Origin of the sequence: Dyella ginsengisoli (genome assembly GCF_044904665.1) — a bacterium.
Lineage (GTDB): Bacteria > Pseudomonadota > Gammaproteobacteria > Xanthomonadales > Rhodanobacteraceae > Dyella_A > Dyella_A ginsengisoli.
The window spans coordinates 230,433-245,853 of record NZ_JADIKM010000006.1 but is presented as its reverse complement, the minus strand read 5'-3'; the positions used below and the strand labels follow the sequence as shown (position 1 = coordinate 245,853).

Annotated in this window: 10 protein-coding genes and 1 riboswitch; all 10 genes read right to left on the bottom strand. The window is 67.8% G+C overall.

What is annotated here, in order from left to right:
* Positions 1–95: 95 nt before the first annotated feature.
* The 10 genes from ISP17_RS18435 to ISP17_RS18390 all read right to left on the bottom strand — a co-directional run bounded on the left by ISP17_RS18435 (position 96) and on the right by ISP17_RS18390 (position 15,409).
* Complete coding sequence (locus ISP17_RS18435) at positions 96–3,338, bottom strand: TonB-dependent receptor (RefSeq protein WP_404635812.1); 3,243 nt, start codon at positions 3,336–3,338, stop codon at positions 96–98.
* 179 nt (positions 3,339–3,517) lie between these two features.
* Positions 3,518–4,522, bottom strand: coding sequence for a ribonucleotide-diphosphate reductase subunit beta (locus ISP17_RS18430; RefSeq protein WP_404635810.1), 1,005 nt, complete (start codon positions 4,520–4,522; stop codon positions 3,518–3,520).
* 29 nt (positions 4,523–4,551) lie between these two features.
* Positions 4,552–4,779, bottom strand: a complete 228-nt coding sequence (locus ISP17_RS18425; RefSeq protein WP_404635808.1) for a hypothetical protein — start codon at positions 4,777–4,779, stop codon at positions 4,552–4,554.
* A gap of 13 nt (positions 4,780–4,792) precedes the next feature.
* Entirely contained in the window at positions 4,793–7,258 is a 2,466-nt protein-coding gene (locus tag ISP17_RS18420; RefSeq protein ID WP_404635806.1) for a ribonucleoside-diphosphate reductase subunit alpha, read from the bottom strand.
* A gap of 410 nt (positions 7,259–7,668) precedes the next feature.
* Positions 7,669–7,880, bottom strand: a riboswitch (cobalamin riboswitch).
* A 71-nt stretch (positions 7,881–7,951) separates the two neighbouring features.
* Positions 7,952–8,950, bottom strand: a complete 999-nt coding sequence (locus ISP17_RS18415; RefSeq protein ID WP_404635804.1) for a hypothetical protein — start codon at positions 8,948–8,950, stop codon at positions 7,952–7,954.
* Positions 8,947–9,738, bottom strand: coding sequence for an aspartyl/asparaginyl beta-hydroxylase domain-containing protein (locus ISP17_RS18410; protein WP_404635802.1), 792 nt, complete (start codon positions 9,736–9,738; stop codon positions 8,947–8,949). The genes ISP17_RS18415 and ISP17_RS18410 overlap by 4 nt, the downstream gene beginning before the upstream one ends.
* 51 nt (positions 9,739–9,789) lie before the next feature.
* The gene (locus ISP17_RS18405) at positions 9,790–10,176 is read right to left on the bottom strand and encodes a DUF779 domain-containing protein (RefSeq protein ID WP_404635800.1); all 387 of its coding nucleotides are present in this window, start codon (positions 10,174–10,176) and stop codon (positions 9,790–9,792) included.
* Positions 10,177–10,200: 24 nt separating this feature from the next.
* Positions 10,201–12,288 carry a TonB-dependent receptor family protein gene (locus ISP17_RS18400; RefSeq protein WP_404636064.1) on the bottom strand — a complete coding sequence of 696 codons (2,088 nt, stop codon included), beginning with the start codon at positions 12,286–12,288 and terminating at the stop codon, positions 10,201–10,203.
* Between the two features lie 184 nt (positions 12,289–12,472).
* The gene (locus ISP17_RS18395) at positions 12,473–13,699 is read right to left on the bottom strand and encodes a c-type cytochrome (protein ID WP_404635798.1); all 1,227 of its coding nucleotides are present in this window, start codon (positions 13,697–13,699) and stop codon (positions 12,473–12,475) included.
* Positions 13,700–13,711: 12 nt separating this feature from the next.
* The gene (locus tag ISP17_RS18390; RefSeq protein ID WP_404635796.1) at positions 13,712–15,409 is read right to left on the bottom strand and encodes a methanol/ethanol family PQQ-dependent dehydrogenase; all 1,698 of its coding nucleotides are present in this window, start codon (positions 15,407–15,409) and stop codon (positions 13,712–13,714) included.
* Positions 15,410–15,421: the final 12 nt, after the last annotated feature.

Below are 15,421 nucleotides of genomic sequence, written 5' to 3'. Positions count from 1 at the left end.
AGGTCGTCGGTCATGCCGGTTCCCCGTTCCCGATGCCGCACAAAAAAACGGGCGCCACCAGGGCGCCCGTTCTCTTGTTGCGGTGAAGCGGTGGATCAGAACGTGTAACGCACGGTCAGCATGGCCGACCAGCGCGACACCACGCGGCTCGGGTCATAGAAGCCGCCGTCGTACACCTGCAGCTGCTGCGGCTGGTAGTTGCCGTTCTGGTCGGTGGGCAGGTTGTAGACGTACTGGCCCTGCGCGTTCACGCCACCGTAGTTGACCAGCTTGCGGGTCGGGTAGATGCCGGTGTTGCGCTGCTGGCCCCAGTTCTTGTTCATCAGGTTGAGGAAGTTGTAGACGTCCAGACGGACCTCACCCTTGTTGCCCTTGAACAGGCCCGGGATCTCCTGCGAGAAGCTCATGTCCAGCGTGGTCACCCACGGCGTGTGCGCGCCGTTGCGCGACGCGATCTGGCCGCGGTGGTCCTTGAGGTACTTGTCGCTGGCGAGGAAATCCTGGAACTGCTGGATCTGCTGCGCCGTGGCGTTGCCGTAGCTCACCTTGGCGTCGTTCGCCGTCGGGATGTAGGCCGGATCCCAGCCGCTGACGCCGTCACCGTTGGCGTCGTTGCCGAACACCCAGGTGTACGGGTTGCCGGTGCGGCCGTTGTAGAACATCGACACCTGGGTGGCGTAGTCACCGAAGAACTTGTGCTGCCAGTTCAGCGCCAGCTTGATGCTCTTGGCAGTGTTGTAGTTCGAGGTGGCCGACACGTCGCTGTTCGGGTTGAGGCGTGCGACGCGCGAGTAGCCGTTGTAGGCGATGGTGTCGGTGCCCGGATCGACGTCGGTGGCGTGGTTCAGCGTGATGCTGGCAGTGCCCGACAGACCCTCGGTGAAAGGCTTGCTGATCGCCAGCGTGAAGCTGTCGGACTTGCCCTTGTGGGTGTTGGTCAGCAGCGTCGAGGCCGAGCTGAAGGCCTTGTTGCGGTTGGCCTGTGCGTCCTTAGAATTCGGCGCTTCGCCCGGGGTCGCCCAGAACTGCTCGCGGCCGTCCGGCAGCACGCCGGTCGGCGCACCGAAGTTCACCGCCTGGTACAGGATGCCGTCGCGCACCTGGATGTGCTGGTACTCGGCCGAGCCGACCAGGCCCCACCACGGCAGCTCACGGTCGAGCGCCAGGCTCATCTTCCACACCGTCGGCAGCTTGAAGTTCTTGTCGATGGTGTCAATCGAGCCGGCACCGCCGCCGGCCGGGATCGGCTGGTTCAGCGGATCCGGGCTGAACGGCGCGGTGGCCGGATCGAACGAGGTGTACGAGAGCAGGGTGACGCCGTTGTTCTGGAACGGGTTGGTCATCCACACCGTCGGCGGGGAGGTCTGGAACAGGCCCGCACCGCCGCGCAGCTGGGTCTTGTACTCGGAGTCGAACGAGTAGTTGAAGCTCACGCGAGGCTCCACCACGCGGTTGCTCGAACCCACGGTGTAGTCGTTGCGGTAGCCGAACGCCTGCTCGAAGCCGGCGTTGTAGGCCGGCTTGCCGCTGGAGTGCGGGATGTCCACGCGCACGCCGTACTGCAGCGAGAGCTGGTCGTTGACCTGCCAGGTGTCCTCGAGGAACGGGCTGTACTGGCTGTAGGTCCACTTGCCGGCGATGTCGTTGAGCTGGTAGCCCGGCGCCGGGTGGTACAGCTCGTACTTGTTGTAGTTGCCGGCGGCGAAGTTGGTCAGGCCCCAGAACGTGTACACGCCGAACTCGGCCTGGCCGAACAGGTTGTTGATCTTGTTGCGCTGGTAGTCGATACCGCCCTTGATGGTGTGGTCACCCAGGTAGTAGGTGCCGGCCAGGAAGACGCTGAGCTTCTTGGTATCGATGTGGTTGTAGTGGCGGTAGCGCTCCTCGCCGAGGTTCACCGACGGGCCCTTGCCGTCCGGCGACAGGTTCACCGTCACCGACGGCTGCTGGAACGGCGCGGTGGTGTCCTGGGTGTACTTCTGGTAGCCCACCTTCGCTTCGGTGGAGAAGTTCTCGGTCCAGTCGTCGAACACGTGGGCGACGTAGTTGTTGGTCTTGATTTCCTTGGTGTAGGTGTAGCTCGACAGGCCCACGCTGCTCGGACCGTTGCCGCCCACCGCAGGCAGCAGCTCCTTGGTGTTCTGGTAGGTGAAGCTGGCGCGGTGGTTGTCGGTGATGTTCCAGTCGATCTTGCCGAGGTAGCGCTTGTCGTCGTAGGTCAGGCCGGTGGCGCCGCCGAAGTTGCCGGGCATCAGGCCCAGCGCGGTGGCGGTATCGATCACCTTCTGCAGGTCGCCCGGCGACACCTTGCCGCTGGTCGAGGCGCCGTTGCCCAGCGACTGGTCCAGACCGTTGGCCGAGTCGGCGCCGATGCCGGTGGTCTTCTCGTGCTCGGCGGCGACGAAGAAGAACAGCTTGTCCTTGATGATCGGGCCGCCCACGGTCACGCCGTAGGTCGAGTCCTTGTCGTAGCCGTTGTACTTGTAGCCCTTGTTGTCCGACGGCAGCCAGCCGGCGTCGCCGACCAGGTGGTTGGCGTTGCGGTACGAGTAGTACGCCGAGCCGTGGAATTCGTTGGTGCCGGACTTGGTCACCGCGTTGACGTCGGCGCCGACGGTGTCGGAGGTGACGTCATAGGTGGCGGTGGAGATGTTGTACTCGGCGATCGTCTCGGGCGAGATCGCCGCCTTCTGGTACGGCAGGCCGTTGGCGTTCAGGCCGAACGGGTCGCCCTGGGTCACGCCGTCCACCGCGATGTTGTTGTAGCGGTTGTTCATGCCGTTGGCCGAGATCGAACCCACGCCCTGGTCGAGCACGGTGATGCGCGGGTCGAGGCGGGCGACGTCGTCCACCGAGCGGTTGCCCTGCGGCGTGGCCTTGAGCTGGTCCTGCGAGATGTTGGTCGACAGGCCCTTGTTCTCCGAGGAGAAGGTCTGCGCCAGGGTCGAGGCGCTCACCGTCACCGCCGAGAGGTTGCTCGCCTGCGCGGCGCTGGCACCCATGCTCAGGTTGATCGACGAGGGCTGGCCCAGCTGCAGGTACACGTTGTCCTGCTCGGCGGCGGCCACGCCGTCCTTGCTCGCGGTGATCTCGAACGGACCGCCCACGCGCAGGCCCTGCGCGGCGTAGCGGCCGTCGGTATCGGTGGTCACCGTCTTGGTGGTGCCGGACGGCTGATGGACGATGGTGACCGTGGCATTGGCAACCGGCTTGCCGGCGGCGTCGAGCACCCGGCCGGCGACGCCGGAGGTGGTGACGTTCTGCGCCGACGCCGTACCGGCGACGAGCAGGGCAGCGATGGCTACGGGCAGCAGCCGCGTACGAAGGGTGGATTTCATCAACGGACCTCGGGTAGTGGAAAAGCACGGGGAACGCGCCGGCCGCCCGTCCGTAGGCCGCGCCGGAACGCACAAACGCCGAGCCCCGGCGGGGACTCGGCGTTTGCATCTCACGCTATTTTAACGAGCTTTGATGACAACCGGGTATCACCTGGTTGTCGAAAGATCCTGCGATTCGTTCAGAAAGCCATGTCGAACGCCACCTCGCCCTGCACCCCCACCTGGTAGGCGGAGACGCGGCGTTCGAAGAAGTTGGTCACCTCCTGCACGTCCTGCAGGTCCATGAAGTCGAACGGGTTGCTGGCCCCGTACTTCTTCGGCAGGTCGAGCTGCACCAGCCGCTGGTCGGCGACGTACTCCAGGTACTGGCGCATGTCCTTCACCGACAGCCCGGCGACGCCGCCGGAGAGCACGTCCTCGGCGAACTGCGTCTCGCAGGCGATCGCCTCTTCCAGCATCTGTTCCACCTGCGCGCGCATGGCGTCGTCGAACAGCTCGGGCTCCTCCGCGCGCACCGTGCGCACCACCTCGAAGGCAAACGCCATGTGCCCGGACTCGTCGCGGAACACCCAGTTGGTGCCCGAAGCCAGCCCGTGCAGCAGGCCGCGCGAACGCAGGAAGTAGACGTAGGCGAACGCGGCATAGAAGAACAGCCCCTCGATGCAGGCGGCAAAGCAGATCAGGTTGAGCAGGAACTGCCGGCGGTGCTCGCGTGTCTCCAGCCGCTGCAGGCTCTGGATCGAGTCGATCCACTGGAAGCAGAACTCGCCCTTGGCACGGATCGAGGGGATGTTCTCGATCGCCGAGAACGCCTTGTTGCGTTCGGCCGGATCAGGGATGTAGGTGTCGAGCAGGGTGAGGTAGAACTGCACGTGCAGCGCCTCCTCGTACAACTGGCGCGACAGGTACATGCGCGCCTCGGGCGCGTTGATGTGCTGGTACAGGTTCAGCACCAGGTTGTTCGACACGATGGTGTCGCCGGTGGCGAAGAACGCCACCAGCCGCTGGATCAGGTGGCGATCGGCGTCGGACATCTTCGAGGTCAGGTCGCTGGTGTCGAGCGAGAAATCCACCTCCTCCACCGTCCAGGTGTTCTTGATCGCGTTCTTGTACATCTCGTAGAACGCCGGGTAGCGCATCGGGCGCAGGGTGAGTTCGAAGCCGGGGTCGAGCAGGTGCGACATTGAAAATTCCTTGAGGGCGCCGGCGGCGCTCAATCGAGCTTGCGCGCGTAACGTTCGCGCACGAAGCGGCTGATGTAGGTGGCCAGGCCGCGGCCCGCCTCGGCGAGCTGCTGCATGTTCGTCACGTGCCGATGGCCGGGCCGTTCGTGGGTGTATTCGTAGGTGCCGTTGTGCACGAAGCGCACCCGGATGAAGCCGTCGCCGCTCTCGTAGGCGGCGACGCCCGACTTTCCGCTGAGGTTCCGGTAGGGCTTCATGGCAGGAACTCGGTTACTGGCAAGCCTCGCAGTACTCGGGATTCTCCAGCGAACAGAACACCGCCGCATTGGCCTGGTCCTGTTCCACCGGCGCAGCTGCCTTCGACGCCGCCACCGTCGCCTTGGCGATCTTCGTCGCCGGCCGCGAACGCAGGTAATACGTCGTCTTGATGCCCGCCTTCCATGCGTACATGTACATCGAGCTGAGCTGGCCGATGTTCGGGTTTTCCATGAACAGGTTCAGCGACTGGCTCTGGTCGATGAAGGCGGCGCGGGCGGCGGCCAGGTCGATCAGTGCCTTCTGCGGCAGCTCCCACACGGTGCGGTAGATCTGCCGCAGGCGTTCGGGGATTGCCGCGATGCCCTGGATCGAGCCTTCGGCCAGCTTGATCTGGTCGCGCACCTCGCTCGTCCACAGCCCGAGCGACTTCAGCTCGTCGGCGAGGTAGCGATTCACCTGCAGGAAATCGCCGGACAACGTCTCGCGCTTGAACAGGTTGCTCACCTGCGGCTCGATGCATTCGTAGCAGCCGGCGATCGAGGCGATGGTGGCGGTGGGGGCGATGGCGATCAGCAGCGAGTTGCGCAGGCCGTGCTGCTGGATCGTGCTGCGCAGAGTCTCCCAGCGCGTGGGCTCGTGCGGCGTGGCGTTGGGCCAGTAGTCGAACTGCAGCTCGCCATTCGCCGCGCGACTCTCGGCAAAGCCCGGGTGCATGCCTAAGTCCACCGCCAGCTCGTTGGACTGGCTCAACGCGTGGAAGTAGATCTCCTCGGCGATGCGGCTGGACAGCGCCAGCGCCTCGGGTGAGTCGAAGGCCAGACGCAGCTTGAAGAACACGTCCTGCAGGCCCATCACGCCGAGCCCCACCGGGCGCCACTTGCGGTTGGCCACGGCGGCGGTGTCGATGGGGTAGAAATTGAGGTCGATCACGCGGTCGAGCTGGCGCACCGCGGTGCGCACGGTGCCGGCGAGCTTGTCGAAGTCGAACGCGGCACTCCCATCGGCGCTGTGGACCACGTGCCGCGCCAGGTTGATCGAGCCGAGGTTGCACACTGCCGTCTCTCTGGCGTTGGTGACCTCGAGAATCTCCGTGCACAGGTTGGACAGGTGGATGACATTGTCCGGTTTGGCCGTCTGGTTGCTGGTGGCGTTGCAGCGATCCTTGAAGGTGATCCAGCCGTTGCCGGTCTGCGCCAGCGTGCGCAGCATGCGCGCGTAGAGCTCGCGCGCCTTCACCGTCTTCACGGCGAGGCCGTCGGCTTCGGCCTTTCTGTACGCCTCCTCGAACGTCTCGCCCCAGCTGTCGACGAAGTGCGGCACCACCTTGGGGTCGAACAGCGACCAGTCGCCGTCGCGCTCCACGCGGCGCATGAATTCGTCGGGGATCCAGTTGGCGAGGTTGAGGTTGTGCGTGCGGCGCGCCTCGTCGCCGGTGTTGTCGCGCAGTTCGAGGAACTCCTCGATATCGGCGTGCCACGGCTCCAGGTACACGCAGGCGGCGCCCTTGCGCTTGCCGCCCTGGTTCACCGCGGCCACCGAGGCGTCCAGCGTCTTCAGCCAGGGCACCAGGCCGTTGGAGTGGCCGTTGGTGCCGCGGATCAGCGAGCCGCGCGAGCGCACCCGCGACCAGGCGATGCCGATGCCTCCGGCGAACTTGCTGAGCTTGGCCACGTCGGCGTACTTGTCGTAGATCGACTCCAGCGAATCGACCGGCGAGTCGAGCAGGAAGCACGAGGACAGCTGCTCATGCGTGGTGCCGGCGTTGAACAGCGTGGGCGAACTGGCGATGTATTCCAGCGACGACAGCAGCCGGTACAGCTCCAGGGTCTCCGCGATGTCGTTGCCGCCCAGCGCGCAGGCGATGCGCATGAAGAAGTACTGCGGCGTCTCGATCACATGGCGCTTCGTGGGATGGCGCAGCAGGTAGCGGTCGTACACCGTGCGCAGGCCGAAGTATTCGAAGCGGCGCGAGGCCAGCGGATCGATCGCGTCGTTGAGCTTGCGCGCGTTGAGCGCCACGAACTCGCGCAGGCGTTCGTTGAGGATGCCGACCTCGGCGCCCAGCGCGATCGACTGCGAGAAGCTCTGGATCTCCTGGCCCGACACTTCCTTGTCGATGAACGCGCTGAGCAGGCGCGCGGCGAGCTGGCCGTACTCGGGCTCCTCGGCGGTGAGCGCGGCGGCGGTGCGGATCGAGAGCTGGTCCAGCTCGGCCGTGGTGGCGCCGTCGTACAGGCCGCCGATGGTCTTCAGCGCCACGCGCAGCGGGTCGACCGCATGCAGGCCGTCGGCCGTGCGGGTGACCGCCTTGACGATCTTGTTGACGTCGACGATCTCCTGGCCGCCGTTGCGCTTGGTCACGCGCATGGTGCCGGGGTTGTGCGGCGGGGTGAGGGCGAAGTCCGATGCGCCGTCGCGTGCGACGACGGAAGGCGCGGGCACGGCGTGCTCGCGGGTCGCGGTATCGAGGGTTTCCATGGTCGATGCTCCAGAAGTGGATCCGCCGCGCCGGCCCGGGAGGGGTTAGGAGCCTCGACGGTAGAAACTCAAGGGGCTGCGGCTTCGCGCTTTTGGCCAGCTTTTTCGCTCCTTTTCGTCAGATAGCTACAGCTATCTTCCTCAAACGATCAAAAAATCTGACTCAAAATCGCTTTGCCTCGCTCCCTTGATTTCCACCGCCGAGGCTCCTGGGCCGACGCGACGGTTCCGAAACTCAAACGCCTGCTCCCGCGCGCAGGGCCTGAGGCTTGGCTTCCATGGGAACGACGCGTCGACACGCAGGCGCATGACGGCCTGCGATGCGACGCGCCTCCCCGCGGAAGCGGCCACCTGCGTCGGGTCGCGAGAGCATCGGCGCATCGCGTCTCACTGAACGCGACCACCGGCCCGTGGGGCCCGACGTGCTGGCAGGTCTTCGGACTCGCGGACCCAGGCTTGCGCCTACCTAATCCCCCTCGCTTCCCAGGCGCGGCGGCCCAGTGCATGTGAGGAGTTTCGTTTCCACTTACCGCTGCGGGGCAGTTCCGGATTTGCACCGGATTCCCTTTTAAGCCCGACCGACAGTCGCGTCTGGTCGTGCACCAACGAGCGCAACATAGTGGCCTGTGGAGGCGCGGTCAACCCAATATCTTGTGGATAACTGCAAAATAGCGCGCCGACGCGCAGGCACGCTCAATCCGCTGGCAGGGGCCCGTCGTGGCCGGCGAGCCGCAGGTTTTCGAGCGCTTCGTAGTGCGGCAGCGCCCAGGTGGACACGGCTTCGCGCAGCGCCTCGTCGGCCTGCTGACGCTTGCGCTCGCGGTCGGGTTGGAACGCTTCGCCGGGGCGCTTGGCGTGGTCGCGCGCGCCGGCCATCGCCGCCGCGGCCGCATCGGCATCCAGGCCGAGCCATGCGGCCAGCCGGCCGCCGACGGCGCCGGGCAGTTCCTCGTAGCTCACCGGCAGCGCGCCGTGCCTGCGGCAGCTTTCCAGCCCCGCCTCAAGTAGCCGGCCCACGATGCGGGCGACGTAGACGGAACGATGCATGCCCGCCGCCTCGTCCGCGGGCAGCGCCAGCGGACTGCTGCCGAGCAGGCCGGGCACCGTGTGCCGCCCGGGCATCTGCAGCTGGGACACGGCAACCTCCAGCGGATGGCGATACAGGAACAGGCACGGGGTGTCGGGAAACGCGGCGCGCAGTCGTGGCAGCTCGAAGATGTTCCAGGCATCGAGCTTGATCACGATGTGCCGCTCGCTGCCGCCACGCGGCCGGCCGTAGGCCGCGAGCAGGGCGCGCAGGGCGTCCGGCTGCACGGCGGCGATGGCGGGATCGTCGTAGGGCGCGCGCAGCAGCGCGTCCAGCGGCGGCGGTTCGGACAGCACGATGTGGCTGTCCAGCCGCGCCAGCATCTGCGCCAGCAGGGTCGAGCCGCAGCGCGAGATGTGGAACACGAAGGCGCGTGGCGCCAGCGCGGGCTGCGGCGCGTGCCCGTCGAGCAGCCCCTGCAGCGAGGTCTCCCGCCGCATTGCCTGGTTGAAGGGCTGGCGCAACGCGAGGTCGACGTCGTCGCTGAAGAACGGTTCACGCAGCGGTTGCGCGCCGAAGTGGCACCAGTCCAGGCGCCAGCCGTCCGCGGCGCGCCACAGACGGATCGGCAGCCAGCCGCGCTGGTCGATGGCGGGGTGCTTCATGCGAGGCGCTGCGCCTTCCACGCGCGCCGGCCCTGCGCCATCGCGGCATCGACCTCCTCGGCGCTGAAGTGCAGGCCGAGCGCGGCGGCCTGGGCGAGCACCGCGGCGACGAAGCCCGCGGCATCGCCGTGCGCCATCAGCGCGCGTTCGAGCGCGGGATCGGCGTGCACGCGATCGCGGAACGCGGCGAAGGCCGCGCTGCCCCGGCTGGGCGCGCAGGGCGGCGTGTCGCTGGCGCCGGCGGCCAGCTGGGCATCCAGCCAGGGCGAGGGCCGCGCATCCACCACCAGGTGCACGCGCACGGTGCCGCCGTGGTTCTCCACCCGATGCGGCCGCGCCAGATCCAGGAACCAGCATTCGCCCGGCCGCATCGGCACGCGCGCGCCGTCGAGCAGGAAGTCGACGCCCTCGTCGGTGACGATCGGCACGTGCAGGCGCCGGTCGCTGTCGGGATGGCCCAGATCGTGGTCGCAGTGTTCTCGGATGCAGCCGCCCGGTCCCAGCCGCAGCAGGCGCGCGCTGCGCAGCGGGGTCTGCAGCTGCGCCAGTTGCGCCCGCCAGAACGTGTCGCAAAGCGGCGTGTCGCAGCCGTCGCCCTCGCCCGGGGCCAGCGCGAGATGCGCGCCGCGCGGTGCCCGCAGGGCCACGCCGCTCCAGTCGCCCACGTAGTAGCCGCGGTTGAAGTGCGGCTCCCAGGCGTCTGCGGGCAGGGCACGCACGGCCGCCTGCAGCGCGGCCACGTCGAAGCGCAGCGGCAGGCGGGTGCAGCGGGGCAGGGGCAACGACATGCCGGCATCCATGCGTGATCGGGATGCCGCGATTCTAGGGCGCCGCGCCGCTCAGAAGCGCCCGGCCGCCTGCAGCGCCTCGACTTCCGCGTCGGTGAACAGGCGCGAGCGGGTGAGGAAGCGCACGCCCTCGCCGTTTTCCAGCGAGAACATGCCGCCGCGCCCCTCGATCACGTCGATGATCAGCTGGGTGTGCTTCCAGTATTCGTACTGCGACGGACTCATGTAGAACGGCGCGCCGGCGATGCTGCCCAGCTGCACGTCGCGGTCGCCGACGATGAAGTCGTCCTGCGGATAACACATCGGCGAGGAGCCGTCGCAGCAGCCACCGGACTGGTGGAACAGCACCGGCCCGTGCCGTTCGCGCAGCCGCTCGATCAGCGCCTCGGCGGCGGGTGTGGCGAGTACCTTGGCGATCTCGGCGGCGTGGTCGGACATGCGGCTCTCCCGTGCGATGCGGCGTCAGAACGTCAGCCGCGCGCCCAGCATGTAGCTGCGGTCGGGGCCGGGTTCGAAGTAGCGGCCGTTGCCGTCGTTGACGATCACCGAGCCGATGTAGCGGCGGTTGGCGAGATTGTTCACCCGCGCGCTGAGGTCCAGCCGCGTGGTGTCGCCCAGCGCGAAGGTATAGCCCGCGTCCACGTCGACCAGGCCATAGCCGGCGGCGCGGTCGGTATCGGTGTCGTTGACGGTGACCGCGCCCACGCCGGTGATCGTGATGCCCTCGCGCCAGCCCGTGCCGTCGCCGTGCTCCAGCCGCAGCGAGCCGTAGTCCTCCGGCACGCCGGGCAGGCGCGAGCCGGCGGCGATCGGCGTGCTGGGCACGGTGCAGGGCGAACCGGTACAGGCGAGGAAACCGTTGCGGAAGCGCGCGCGCAGGTGGGTGTAGCCGGCGCTGAGGCGCCAGTTCGTTGCCAGCTCGCCGGTCGCGGACAGCTCGACGCCCTCGCGGCGCGTGTCGCCCACGTTGCGGTAGGTCGAGCGGCCGTTGACGTTGGTCGCCACCGCCAGCTCGTTGCTGGTGTCGGCGCGGAACAGCGCGGTGTCGAACTCCAGGCCCCGGGTCGCCTGCCACTTCGCGCCCACCTCATAGTTGCGGCTGCGCGAGGGCTTGAGGTCGAACGCCAGCCCGGTCTGGCCGTCGCTGCGATAGCCCAGCTCGTTGTAGCTGGGCGTCTCGAAGCCCTTGCCGAAGCTGGCATACACGCGCACGTTCTCCGCCGGGCGGAACTGCAGCCCGGCCACCGGCGTGGTGGCCCGGTAGCTCACGTGGCCGCTGTCGTCGGGGTTGTTCGCGGTGATGTAGAAGTCGTGCTCGGCGAAGCGCACTTCATCGTTGCGCAGCCCCAGCAGCAGCGACCACTGCGGCGCGAAGTGCCAGTAGAACTGCGCGTACTCGGCCACGTTGTTGACGTTGTCGTGCTCGTTGCGGCGCAGCGCGCCCTGCACGCCCAGGGTGGAGCCGATGAAGTTCTCGTAGCCGGTGCGGCGCTGGATCTGGTAGTCGCCGCTGGCGCCGAGCACGGTTTCGTAGTCGCCGCCGGCCAGTTCGCCGCGATGGGTCCAGCGCAGGTCGGCGCCGCCGTAGTTGGTGGCGGGCGAGATCACGCCACCGGACTGCAGCGGGTTCTTCTGCACGAAGGGGGGAATGGACAGGTACTGGATGATGCTGCGCTGGCCGTAGTACGCCATGGCGCGCAGCTGATCGGCCTGGCTCAGTGCCTGCTCGTAGATCAGCCCGAGCTGGTTCTGCTCGGCGCTCTTGCGCGTGTTGTATTGCGCCGCCACCGCGGTGGCCTGGCGTCGGTCCTGGTTGAGCTGGGCGCGGGTCAGGCCGAGCGGGTCCTGCGTGTCGGGCTGGTTGATGCGGTTGAGCAGCACGGTGAGCTTGCGCTCGTGGCCGAGGTCGATGCCGAACTTGGCGTTGTCCGACTCGCGCCGCACGCGGCTGTGCGCACGGTAGCCGCCGGAGAGGAATTCCGAGGCGGCAACGTTGTAGTTCACCGGCCCGGCGATGCCGCGCGTATTGGCCAGGAAACGGAAGCTGTCGTAGCTGCCGCCGTACACGCCCAGCGTGGTCTGCGGCACCGCGGTGCCGTCGGCGCTGTACAGCTGCACCACGCCGCCGGCGGCGTTGCCGTAGAGCACCGAGAACGGCCCGCGCAGCACTTCCACGCGGTCGGCCGAATCGAGGTTGAACTGCGCCACCTGGCCCTGGCCGTCGGGCAGGGTGGACGGGATGCCGTCCATGTACACGCGGATGGAGCGCACGCCGAAGGTGGAGCGCGAGCCGAAGCCGCGGATGGAGATCTGCTCGTCCTGCGCGTAGTTCTGCCGGTCGCGGGCGAGAATGCCCGGCACGCCCACCAGCACCTCGGAGAAATTGACGCCGGGCTGGCCGGATGCGGCGGTCGCCACCTGCACCACGCTGAGCGACGCGGGCACGTCGAACGGCGGAATGTCCAGCCGGCTGGCGTTGACTTGCACGGCGGGCAGCAGCCGGGTGTCGTCTGCGGCGGGCGCCTGCTGCGCCATCGCCGGAGCCAGCATCACCGCGCAGATGCCGGCGATGGCGGTCGTGAGCAGCCGTCGCGCGGCCGTGCGATGGATCGAGGTCGGCAGGAGGTGAGGCGAGACCTTCGGCGCGTGCTTCAAATCGATCTCCTGTGGAGTTGACGCAATGACGCCACCGCCGCGTGCATGCGGTGGCCCGGATGCGCGCGGCGCGGCCAGTCTATTGGCCGCGGTAGATCAGCGGAACCTTGGATTTTTCCGCCTCCTCGTAGGTGAGCGCCTTGCTGCCGGACGGGTAGCCGTTCTGCTGCAGCAGGAACGCCATGATCTCCACGTAGTCCGCATGCGCCAGGCTGCCCGGCTCCGTGGCCGGCATGTTGTGCGTGAGGATGTTGAAGATGTCGCGGACGTGGAAGTCCGACGAGTCGGAAGCGAAGTTCGCCCCCTTCAGCGCCGGGCCGGCGCGGCCCTCCAGGTTCGGCCCGTGGCACATCGCGCAGTGCTCCTTGAACTTCGCCTTGCCGTTGTCGGCCTGCACGGTGGTGAACAGCGCGGGCGGCGCCTTGCCCTTGCTTGCGCCTTTGCCCGCGCTCTTGCGCTCGGCACCGCAGGTGCGGCCGCTGCGCCCGCCCGCGCTGCGCCCGAGCATGGCCGAGTTGCCGTGCCGGGTCGGCGCGGCGGCACCGGTCTGCGCGTAGGGCGACAGCACGCGCGCCAGCTCGCCGGAGGCTTCCAGCGCCGCCACCGCCTGCTGGAACGACGCGGCCTGCGCCGCGTGGTCGGCGTCGTACAGCGCCACCAGGTTGAAGCGTGCGTGCGGTTCGTTGAGCTCGTGCACGCTGAAGCGCCCTGCCTCCTTGCGCTCGGCCAGGAAGCGCACCACCGTGGGCCGCCACAGCATCGCCGCACCCACCGCGTGGGTCTCCAGCGCCTTGAGCGACTCGGCGTCGCTCAGGTGCACGTCGGCGCTGACGTTGGCGTGGTCGACGAAGTACAGGTTGGGCGTGGTCTGGTAGGTCACCGCCACGTCGCTGCCCGCCGGCAGCTGCGCCAGCGTGCTGGCCTTGCTGCGGCGGGGCGTCACCAGCACGAAGCCGGTGTGTCCGTACGGCGCGCTGGCCAGCAGGCCGGGCGGCAGCCCGTGCGCGTCGGCGTCGATCGGAAAGCCCAGCACCAGCGAGCAGCTCCTGGCCGCCAGCGTGTTGAATTGCTTCAGCGCGAAGCCGTCGTCGTCGCCGCTGCCGTCGAACGCGTGCACGCGCAGCGTGGCGCCTTCCTGCCGCGCCACGGCGTGCGCCAGCGCGGTGTCCATGCTGGCGGTGGGACTGCTGGAGTCGATGCAGACCGACAGGTCCGCCGCGACGGCGAGGCCGCCGTGCATCAGCAGCACGGCGGCGATCGCTGCCAGCCACCGACGGTGGCTGGGTTGCTCGGGATGGTTCTTCATGCAGGGCTCCGTTTACAGCGAGAACACGTACAGGTGTCCGCCCACCGGGATGTTGGCAACCGCCTCGTCCTTGGCCATGTCGCCGCCCCAGATCGGCGTGGCGCCGCCCCAGCCGGCGTAGATGCCCACGTACTGCTTGCCGTCGACCACCCAGGTGCTGGGCACGCCGATCGAGCCGGAGGTCATCTGCGGACTGGTCCACAGCACCTTGCCGGTCTTGGCGTCGAAGGCGTACAGGTGGCCGTCGGCGCTGCCGGAGAACAGCAGGCCGCCGGCCGTGCTGAGCATGCCGCTGTTCCACGGCAGCTTGGACGGATGCGTCCAGGCCTGCTCACCGGTGTTGACGTCGATCGCCTGCACCGAGCCCCAGCCTTCCTTGTGCGCCGGATCGGCGACCACCTTGAAGGTCTCGCCCAGGAACGGCAGGCCTGCCTTGTACGCCACGGTGGCGCCCTTGATGGTCATGCAGGTGTGCATGGTCGGCACGTAGGCCATGTGGGTTTGCGGATCGACCGAGATCGGCCACCAGTTCTTGCCGCCGAGGAAGCTGGGGCAGGTGAACACTTCCTTGTCGACGGTGGGGCGCAACGCCGGGTCGGTGACCGGCTTGCCGTCCTTGAAGCCGCTCACCGAGGTGGCGGTGGCGAACTTCTTGGCGTAGATCAGCTTGCCGTCGACGCGATCGATCGCGTAAAACCAGCCGTTGCGGCTGGCCGACACCAGCGCCTTGTGGGCGGTGCCCTCGTAGGTGATGTCGGTGAGCACGGTCTCGTTGGTGCCGTCGTAGTCCCAGGTGTCGTTGGGCGTGTACTGGTAGTGCCACTTGATCTTGCCGGTGGCCGGGTTCATCGCGATCACCGAATCGGTGTACAGGTTGTCGCCCGGGCGCAGAGTGGCCAGCCACGGGCCGGGGTTGCCGACGCCCCAGAACAGCGTGTCGGTGTCGGTGTCGTAGGTGCCGGTGAGCCAGGCGCCGCCGCCACCGGTCTTGTACGCGCCCTTGGGCCAGGTCTTGCCGCCCGGCTCGTTCGGCGCGGGAATCGTGTATTGCTTCCACAGCGTCTTGCCGGTCTTGGCGTCGAGCGCGGTGATGAAGCCGCGCGCGCCGTACTCGCCGCCGGACAGGCCCACGATCACCTTGCCCTTGACCACCAGCGGTGCCAGCGTCATCGCGGTGCCCTTGTCCGATGGCGCCAGCTGCTGCTTCCACACCACCTTGCCGGTGGGGCCGTCCAGCGCCACCACGTAGTTGTCCAGCGTGGCCATGTAGACGTCGTTGCCGTACAGCGCCACGCCGCGGTTGACCACGTCGCAGCAGACCGTCTTCAGGCCGACCTTGGACAGGTCGTGCTGGTACTTCCAGAGCTGCTTGCCGGTGCTGGCCTGGAAGGCGATCAGCTCGTTCTTCGGCGTGGTGATGAACATGGTGTCGCCGTTGACGATCGGCGGCGCCTCGTGGCCCTGGTCGAAGCCGGTCTTGTAGTCCCAGACCTGCTTCAGGCCGGTCACGTTGGCGGTGTTGATGCCCTCGAACGGCGCATAGCCGGAGCTGGTGTAGTCGCGGCGGTACATCAGCCAGCCGTTGTCGGTGGCCGCGGCGCCCAGGCGCGCGTCGGTCACCGGCGCGTAGTCGGCGGCGACGACGCCTCCGCTGAGCGCGAGCATGGCGACGAACAGGGTGGTCTGGCGCAGGGATGCAGATCGCTTCATGTGGATGATCCT

What these genes read in the sequence shown, in the direction of transcription:
- ISP17_RS18400 (WP_404636064.1), bottom strand. Translation starts at nt 12,288, where the DNA reads ATGCTGGCTCCGGCGATGGCGCAGCAGGCGCCCGCCGCAGACGACACC.
- ISP17_RS18395 (WP_404635798.1), bottom strand. Translation starts at nt 13,699, where the DNA reads ATGAAGAACCATCCCGAGCAACCCAGCCACCGTCGGTGGCTGGCAGCG.
- ISP17_RS18420 (WP_404635806.1), bottom strand. Translation starts at nt 7,258, where the DNA reads ATGGAAACCCTCGATACCGCGACCCGCGAGCACGCCGTGCCCGCGCCT.
- ISP17_RS18405 (WP_404635800.1), bottom strand. Translation starts at nt 10,176, where the DNA reads ATGTCCGACCACGCCGCCGAGATCGCCAAGGTACTCGCCACACCCGCC.
- ISP17_RS18425 (WP_404635808.1), bottom strand. Translation starts at nt 4,779, where the DNA reads ATGAAGCCCTACCGGAACCTCAGCGGAAAGTCGGGCGTCGCCGCCTAC.
- ISP17_RS18390 (WP_404635796.1), bottom strand. Translation starts at nt 15,409, where the DNA reads ATGAAGCGATCTGCATCCCTGCGCCAGACCACCCTGTTCGTCGCCATG.
- ISP17_RS18430 (WP_404635810.1), bottom strand. Translation starts at nt 4,522, where the DNA reads ATGTCGCACCTGCTCGACCCCGGCTTCGAACTCACCCTGCGCCCGATG.
- ISP17_RS18415 (WP_404635804.1), bottom strand. Translation starts at nt 8,950, where the DNA reads ATGAAGCACCCCGCCATCGACCAGCGCGGCTGGCTGCCGATCCGTCTG.
- ISP17_RS18435 (WP_404635812.1), bottom strand. Translation starts at nt 3,338, where the DNA reads ATGAAATCCACCCTTCGTACGCGGCTGCTGCCCGTAGCCATCGCTGCC.
- ISP17_RS18410 (WP_404635802.1), bottom strand. Translation starts at nt 9,738, where the DNA reads ATGTCGTTGCCCCTGCCCCGCTGCACCCGCCTGCCGCTGCGCTTCGAC.